Annotated in this window: 6 protein-coding genes and 1 riboswitch; all 6 genes read right to left on the bottom strand. The window is 42.9% G+C overall.

Annotated features, from left to right (window positions below):
* Positions 1–53 precede the first annotated feature (53 nt).
* A complete protein-coding gene (locus Q1V93_RS06720; protein ID WP_300663057.1) occupies positions 54–467 on the bottom strand; it encodes an OsmC family protein in 414 nt (137 codons plus the stop codon).
* Positions 464–1,711, bottom strand: a complete 1,248-nt coding sequence (locus tag Q1V93_RS06715) for a homoserine dehydrogenase (RefSeq protein ID WP_300663055.1) — start codon at positions 1,709–1,711, stop codon at positions 464–466. The genes Q1V93_RS06720 and Q1V93_RS06715 overlap by 4 nt, the downstream gene beginning before the upstream one ends.
* 1 nt (position 1,712) lies before the next feature.
* Positions 1,713–2,768 (bottom strand): homoserine O-acetyltransferase, encoded by a 1,056-nt coding sequence (gene metX / locus Q1V93_RS06710; protein WP_300663053.1) that lies wholly within the window; start codon positions 2,766–2,768, stop codon positions 1,713–1,715.
* Between the two features lie 146 nt (positions 2,769–2,914).
* A riboswitch (SAM riboswitch) is annotated at positions 2,915–3,049 on the bottom strand.
* 332 nt (positions 3,050–3,381) lie between these two features.
* Positions 3,382–4,806: an L-serine ammonia-lyase gene (locus Q1V93_RS06705; RefSeq protein ID WP_300663051.1), complete on the bottom strand. Its 1,425-nt coding sequence runs from the start codon at positions 4,804–4,806 to the stop codon at positions 3,382–3,384.
* A gap of 139 nt (positions 4,807–4,945) precedes the next feature.
* Entirely contained in the window at positions 4,946–5,710 is a 765-nt protein-coding gene (gene yaaA, locus Q1V93_RS06700) for a peroxide stress protein YaaA (RefSeq protein ID WP_300663049.1), read from the bottom strand.
* A gap of 300 nt (positions 5,711–6,010) precedes the next feature.
* A partial coding sequence (locus tag Q1V93_RS06695; RefSeq protein WP_300663047.1) for a PKD domain-containing protein occupies positions 6,011–8,200 on the bottom strand: 2,190 nt, incomplete at its 5' end.

Below are 8,200 nucleotides of genomic sequence, written 5' to 3'. Positions count from 1 at the left end.
CTGAGAACGTTCATTTTGAATGCGGATTGCTAAGGTTTCGCTTCTGTAATTATTCATGATTGATGTTTGACTTCTGTTTTTATAACGATCTGCGGATTCAGGGAAGCCGAAACGGAGCAATATTTTTCATGACTCAGTTTAACTGCTGCTTCCGCTTTTTCCAGATCAACTTCTTTATTAAAGGAAAAAACCAAATGAAATGCCTCAAATGCTGCCGGAACAGCATCTTTTCTGTGTGCTTCGATGTTTATTTCATAGAAAGTAACTTCCTGGCGCTGCTTTTGTAAAATCAGTAAAACGTCGATCGACATACAACCCGCCAATGAACCGGCAAGCACTTCCATCGGGCGCATTCCTTTGTTTTTACCCCCTATTTTTTCGGTAGCATCCATCTTCATTGAAACACCTGCTTCATTTTTTACTTCTATTACAAATGGAGATTCTACCAATTTTAAATTCAATTTCATGACAATTCCTCTATTAAATACGTGTTATTTTTCGCTTTAAGATCGGATTTTTTTGTCAATTGAACGTTATCGGGAATAACCGCCAGAAAATAATCGGAAGCATTATTCCAGTTTTGTTTTACAATCTGGTCATAGGCAATCACCCCGATTTTGTAACTGTGAGATTGTCCGGTGTAAGTTTCATGTGTTTCCAGGAACGCAATTTGATCCAATTTTTCCTGTGAAGTGGCGCTGACGTACACTTTTACCGCGAAATCCGTTTCGAAATTCAAACTTTCTTCCGTTGCAGATTTCTTGTATTCGTAAGCATAGTCAAATTGCAAAGCCGAAATATCCGAAAGCACAGCACTTGCCGTCGGATGACTTCCAGCACCTTTTCCAAGAAACAGCTGTTTGTCTGAAAACAATGCTTCCACAACAACGGCATTGAACTCATTCTCCACATTGAATGCGAAATGATTGTCCGGAACCAGATGCGGAGCTACAAAACCGATGATCTGGTTGTTGATTCGCGTTCCGAAAGCCAGCAATTTGATTTTCAATCCTTTTTCACGCGCATAGGTTGCATCCCAATCTTTCAACTGGCGGATTCCGTAATTCCATACCTGGTCTTGCTTCGCTGTAAATCCGAATGCGTGTTTCAACAACAAAACCAACTTGTATTTCGCATCAAAACCATCCACATCCGAAGTTGGATCCAATTCAGCAAAACCCAGTTCCTGGGCAGTTTTTAAAGCGGTGTCAAACGATTGCCCTTCGCTCGTTTTCGTCAGAATGTAATTCGTTGTACCGTTTACAATTCCGTGAATATTCGAAAGTGAATCGTTGTTGTAATATTCTTCCAGGTTCCGGATAATCGGAATAGAACCTCCTACCGACGCTTCGTAAAGAAACGACACCTTATTTTCTTTCGCCAGGGAAACCAATTCATCCAGGTAATAAGCAATCAGTTTCTTGTTCGCTGAAACCACATGTTTCCCGGCTTTCAAAGCCTTCGTAACGATCTCATAAGCTGCTTCGTAATCGTTGATCAATTCCACTACCACATTGATTTCTTCGTCATCCAAAATGCGCTTTGCATCCGCACTGAAATAGCTTTGATCAATGATCCGTTTTTTGCTTAGATCTTTAATAACAATGTGTTTAATCGAAGCCTGGAGCAAGGTTGTTTTATTCAAAACCTCATACAAACCGGTTCCGACACATCCGAAACCAAATAATCCTATTGTGAGTTGTTTTTTCATCTTAGTTGTTTTTTAAAAATTGTTTAATCTGATTTGCCAAAGTTTCCGTTTCTACTAAAAATCCGTCGTGACCGAAATCCGACTGCAGACGAATCAGTCTTCCATTTGGCAAAATCCGGGTGATTTCTTCCTGCTCTGTGATCGGAAAGAGTAAGTCCGAATCAATTCCGATGACCAAAGCAGGCATAAGACATCGTTCAAATACTTTTTCGTCTCTGTCTCTGAACACATTGTGCGAATCCATTGCTTTCGACAAATACCAATAACTGAAAGCGTTGAATCTTCCTGCTAATTTTTCGCCCTGGTAGCGTTGGTAGGAATTCGCTTTGAAATCATCGAATTTCGAGTCGTTTTCTTCACTTTGCGTGATTTTGTAACCGTCATATGTTCTGTAACTCAGCATCCCGATTGCTCTTGCGGCTTTCAATCCGTTTCTGCCGCCCAGTTCGGTTTTTGAGAAAAAAGTCGGGTCGGATTCGATCGCCATTCGCTGTGCTTCATTGAAAGCTATTCCGAACGGAGAATGCTTCAGGTTTGTCGCAATCGGAATGATGTGCTCTATTTTTTCCGGGATCAGGAGCGACCATTCCAATACTTGTTGCCCACCCAGCGAGGCCCCGATTAAAGCGTGAATTTTCTCGATGTTCAGTTCTTTCCGCACCAGTTCCAATCCTTTCACCATGTCACGGATCGTGAGTACCGGAAACGCATCAAAACGCTCATCCGGAAGCAAAGTCTCGCTCAATGGCCCCGTTGATCCGTAAGCACTTCCGGGAACATTTACCGCAACAATAAAATAGTCTTGCGGATCAAAACACTTTCCTGCTCCGAAAAGCCCGTCCCACCATTCCTGAACGCGGTGATTTCCGGTAAGCGCATGACACACCCAAATCACATTCGACTGATCTTCATTGAGTTTTCCCCAGGTTTGATAAGCCAATGAGATTTCCGGCAGTTTTCTGCCCGATTCTAACGTGAACCCGCTTTTCTGAGAAAAAAGATGTTGTGTTGGCTGCAAAAGCCGCCCGTCAATGCGGGATGAATAACTTGTTGACATAAAATGTGTTGTAAATGAGAAACCAGTGAGCTGAAAGAATTAACAGCAACAACAACACATTCGGTCAACAGAAAGAAATAAAGGATTTGACCCCGGATTCGGGTTTAGAGTCTGATTGTAAATTTTTGCACTTTTCATAAATACCATTTTTATATTCTTCCGACACATCGGTCGGAATCGGAAGTTGGCACCGGTTTTCCAATACTGACAGAAATCGTCAGCACTTAAAGTTGGTTGCCAGAGGGTCTAAAAGTCCGTCTCTCGCCTCTTCTGTATAAACTAGTTGTATTCTCGCTTAGAATTACGGTACAAAGATTCTTAAAAGAAATTGATAAAAGCAAATTTCTTTCAAAAAAAAGTTCAATGAGTTAAAATAACCTCAAAAAGATTCAATGATTTAGCCACTCAAACGATTAATCCATTTTGAGCTTTTTCTTCTGATAGCTATCGGAATTTGAACCTTTTGAACATTTGAACAAAAATCCTGAACTTATCGAAGTCTAAACTTTTAAGCATTCAATCTTTGAACGTTTGAACTTTTTGAACATTTGAACATTTCAACTTTTTGAACAAAAAAATCCTGAGCTTGTCGAAGGATGAACTTTTGAATGATCTAACACTCCGAAATATTCACCGGAATATTCGTTGCCAGGCCGCCGTCGGAAGTTTCCTTGTATTTTTCATTCATATCCAAAGCAGTTTCCCACATGGTTTTGATCACGCCGTCCAACGAAACTTTTGCAGTATCCGGATTTCCCTGTAATGCCAGCTGACATGCCGTAATCGCTTTGATTGCTCCCATCGTATTGCGCTCAATACATGGAATTTGCACCAACCCTCCGATCGGATCGCAAGTCAATCCCAAATGATGTTCCATGGCAATTTCGGCAGCCATCATGGCCTGATTCGGATTTCCTCCCAAACATTCTGTCAAAGCAGCAGCAGCCATTGCGGACGAAACTCCGATTTCAGCCTGGCAACCTCCCATCGCCGCAGAAATGGTAGAACGTTTTTTGAAAATACTTCCGATTTCAGCAGCAACCGTCATGAAACGGATGATGTCTTTTTCTTCCGTTCCACCGGCAAAACAAACATAATACATCAAAACCGCCGGAATAACTCCTGATGCGCCATTGGTAGGAGCTGTTACAACTCTTCCGAATGCCGCGTTTTCTTCATTGACGGAAAGCGCAAAGCAGCTTACCCAATTCAGCGTATTCTGAAAAATATTGCTTGTAGCCTGAATTTGTCTGATAAAATCTTTGGAGTCCTTGCAGGCAATTCCGTTTAGCAATCTGCGGCTCATTTCATAGGCTCTTCTCTTAACGTTCAAGCCACCGGGCAAAACCCCTTCTGTATTCACCCCACGGTAAACACATTCCCGCATCGCATCCCAGATCTCCAAACATCCGGAAATGGTTGCTTCCTGAGGCCTCCAGGCAAGTTCATTCTGCATCACGATTTCCGAGATTCCGACCTTTTGTTCTTCACAGTATTTCTTCAAATCTGCCGCTGTTTCAATAGGAAAAGGTAATTGCACTGAGTTAGTGGAATCATTCTCTGCTGCTCCTTCTTTCACTACAAAACCACCGCCGACAGAATAATACGTATGAGACTCCTCGAAACCGTCCATCATCGTAACGGTCAATGTCAGCGTATTCGGATGCCCGGGAAGTGATTTATCAAAGTGAAAAATCAAATCTGTATCAGGGTCGAAAGTGATGACCTGCTCACCACAAATTTCGAGTGTTTTGGTCTGGTGAATTTTTTCAAATTTCGGGTTGATCGAATTGACTTCGATTGTAACAGGATCTTCTCCCATTAATCCCAACAAAACAGCAATATCCGTTCCGTGGCCTTTCCCTGTTTTTGCCAATGAACCGTACAAATCCACATGGATCCGCTTGATTTTATGAATCCCGGGATTGACTTTATACAGATTGATGAACTGCTGCGCAGCTCTCCACGGTCCCATCGTATGCGAGCTCGACGGCCCTACTCCGATTTTGAAAATATCAAAGACACTAATTTGTTCCATTGGGGTGAGTTTTACAGACGCAAGGTTACACAAAGAAAATGCAAACTTACCTCGTACAAAGGTAAGTTTTCATCAGCAAAATGTTAAGAATTCGATGATGATTGTTTCGAAATAAAACGACGTTCTTATTTTATGTTTTTTATCTCGTAAAAACCCACTCTGTAGCGGTCGATTGTTTCTCGTCGAATGCATAACCGTCTACGTTATAAGCCTTCAAATCTTCGGGATTTGTTAGTTCATTCTGAATGATATAGCGCGCCATGGCTCCTCTCGCATGTTTCGCGAATATCATCACTACTTTGTACTCTCCGTTCTTGAATTCCTTAAAAACAGGTGTTACAACCGGGTTTTTGATTTTTTTCCAGCCAATTGCCTTGTTGTATTCATTGGAAGCGAGGTTAATGATTGCTTCATTCTTTTCCGTTTCCTTCAGCAGGGATTTTGTCAACTTATCGCCCCAAAACTGGTATAAATTCGCTACGTTTTCCTTAATATCCCATTTGGTTCCCATTTCCAGTCTGTACGGATGAATCAAATCCATCGGTTTAAGCAACCCATACATTCCCGAGAGAATTCTCAGGTTTTTCTGAGCTTTTTCCAATTCATCCTCCGAAAGCGATTCTACGTCCAATCCTTTATATACTTCTCCTGTAAACAAAAATGCAGCAGGTCTCACTTCATCTGTCGGTTCCGGAGAAAGATACCAGGCTTTATTTCTGTTCACATTCAACTCGGCGATATCTTTCGAAACGTGCATCAATTCCATGATGTCTTTTGCTTTGAGTTTTTTCAGTTTTCCCGCCAGGGCCTTCGCTTCTTTGGAAAAGACTGGCTGGGTATACGCAAACGACGGGAACTGGCAGTTTTCATTGATCGACTTTGCCGGGGAAATGAGAATTTTCATAAATCTGTTTTGTTTCCTCAAAAATACGCTGAAAAAGTGTAATTGGTTTTAGCAAACAGATACAAAAATCGCCCCGGAACAAATCCCGGGACGATTACGCTGTCAGGTATTATTGGGGTAGTTTTTTATTTTATGTTTTGTCCTGGAATTTAGGTGATGATTAAAAAATCCCACAAATGCACAAAATTTTGGGCACCTACCGGTTGCCCTTTTAAAGCGAGTCCGTTAGGCGAGCAGTCGATGAAATCGACAATTTGTGGATTCGTGGCAAAAAAATCACCTGAATATTCGTACAGAACCTTATTTTAATAAAGTAACATGACCTTCCAATTCCACTTTTTTATCCGAATGTTTATTCTTCACCTTGATTTTCCAGATATACGTTCCGTCAAGCAATTGTTCGTTGTGGTATGTCCCATCCCATCCCTGTTCGTAATTCAGAGATTCGAAAATCAGCTCGCCCCATCTGTTGAAAATCTGCAAATGATAACTTCGCGTATCAAAACCCGCCGTTAAAACCGGCTGAAACACATTGTTGAATTCATCCCCGTCGGGCGAAAAAGCATTCGGAACATAATAAATGAGATCTTCCGCTACATGCACAGTTCTGAATGTCGTATCGCGGCATCCATGATCACTGATCGCAATCAGCATTACGTCATAATCTCCGGGTTCATTACCAGGGAACAAATGCGTCGGATTTTCATTGATACTGCCAAATCCATCCTCAAAATCCCATTGATAATTTGTCGCTCCGTAAGAATGATTGAAGAAATTGACAAAGGTGTTCGACATCTCTAACTTTGCCGGATCCAGGTCGAAATCTGCAATCGGATTCGGGTACACACATAAAAACGCTGTTTGTGTTCCTGTATTGGTACATCCTTCCGGAGTTGAAACAGTCAATGTAACATCATAACATCCCGGATTTTCCAGTGTGACAGCTACCGTTCCGCAACCACTATACTGCGATCCGTCCGATACAAGCCACTGACAATTGTTCAAATTTCCGGTCGATAAATTGGTTAATGTCGCAACCAACGGAGAACAGCCCTGAGCCAGCGATGTCGAGAAATTGACTTGTGGAATCGGAATCACTGTAATGTGAACCACATCGGTATTCGTACAACCATTGGTGTCTGTTCCCACAACGGTAAAATCTCCCGTGGCCTGCGGAACAAAAGCAACCCCATCAACCACGTAATGATCCCAGACATAAGTGGCTGCTCCTTGTCCATTTAAAACAGTAGATGCTCCGTCACAAACAGGGAAATCATTTCCGGCAGAAACATTCGGTAAATCCCACACTCTGACCAAAATAGTACTTCCCACGGCATTCGTACATGCAGAAACCGATCCTTCCTGTACGGAAATCAATTGATAGGTAAAATCTCCCGGAACATTCGTCGGAGCAGAAACCGTTACTTGTCCGGTATTGGAAGAAACGGTCTGATTTGCTCCTCCGTTGATGGAATACGTAAACACAAACGGCGAAACACCATTCGTTCCCTGAAATGTCACAAGCGGTTGATTTTCATTCAGACACAAACTGATGTTCCCGGAAATAGTAGCGGTCGGAAGCGGATTCACAATGATCGTTGCCGTTCCGGCCTGATTCGCAGAACATGTTGTCGAAGACCCATCCTCAACACTCATCAACTGATAAACAAAAGTATCTACCACATTGCTCGGAACATTGAGGATTGCCACATTCGATCCGTTCGGTGTTGTAACAGTCTGCTGCACATTGTTCAAGGTATAAGTAAAAGTATACGGTCCAACCGTATTTCCACCGGTAAAAGTAACCTGTGGCTGATTGGAATGCTGACAAATCGTGAGATCTCCTGCAATAGAAGCTGTCGGCAAATCATTCACGACAATGATGACGGAATCCAGTAGCTGGTTCTGACACGTAGTCGGACTCGCATCCTGAACGCTTACCAATTTATACTTGTGAGAGCCCGCTGTAGTTGTCGGAATAGAAATCGTTGCTACACCGGCAGCATTGGAAACCACCTGCTGTACTGCTCCGTTATTGTATGAATAACCGAACGTGTATGGCGCCGTTGCATTTGATCCGGTAAAGGTTACGGTCGGAGCTGCGTCATTCAGACACACGGTCGTATTTCCAGCAATTGTCGCCGAAGGCAGTGGATTTACAGTCACAATTCTACTGTCGGTATTGGTACATCCTGCGGCGCTTGTTCCGGTCACGGAATAAGTAGTTGTCCCAACAGGCGGCGTAACTCCTGAACCATTGGAAGGAATTCCGTTATCCCAGCCGTAAGTGGCCGCTGTTCCCACAGCCTGAACAATAATCTGGCTGCCATCACACACACTTGTATCTGCACCGGCATTCACCACCGGCAACGCATTAACGGTGATCTGAGTCGAAGCCGGCTGATAGCACGGAACACCCGGTGTAAATGTAACCGTGTAGATCTGGGAAGTCGTAGTAGTGCTCGAAGATAAATCCAACGCACCGAGCTC

The sequence above is a fragment of the Fluviicola sp. genome (genome assembly GCF_030151805.1).
GTDB lineage: Bacteria > Bacteroidota > Bacteroidia > Flavobacteriales_D > Crocinitomicaceae > Fluviicola.
Note: the sequence above shows the minus strand (reverse complement) of the source record. Positions and strands in the feature narration are given on the sequence as shown.

What these genes read in the sequence shown, in the direction of transcription:
- Q1V93_RS06720 (WP_300663057.1), bottom strand. Translation starts at nt 467, where the DNA reads ATGAAATTGAATTTAAAATTGGTAGAATCTCCATTTGTAATAGAAGTA.
- yaaA (WP_300663049.1), bottom strand. Translation starts at nt 5,710, where the DNA reads ATGAAAATTCTCATTTCCCCGGCAAAGTCGATCAATGAAAACTGCCAG.
- Q1V93_RS06705 (WP_300663051.1), bottom strand. Translation starts at nt 4,806, where the DNA reads ATGGAACAAATTAGTGTCTTTGATATTTTCAAAATCGGAGTAGGGCCG.
- metX (WP_300663053.1), bottom strand. Translation starts at nt 2,768, where the DNA reads ATGTCAACAAGTTATTCATCCCGCATTGACGGGCGGCTTTTGCAGCCA.
- Q1V93_RS06715 (WP_300663055.1), bottom strand. Translation starts at nt 1,711, where the DNA reads ATGAAAAAACAACTCACAATAGGATTATTTGGTTTCGGATGTGTCGGA.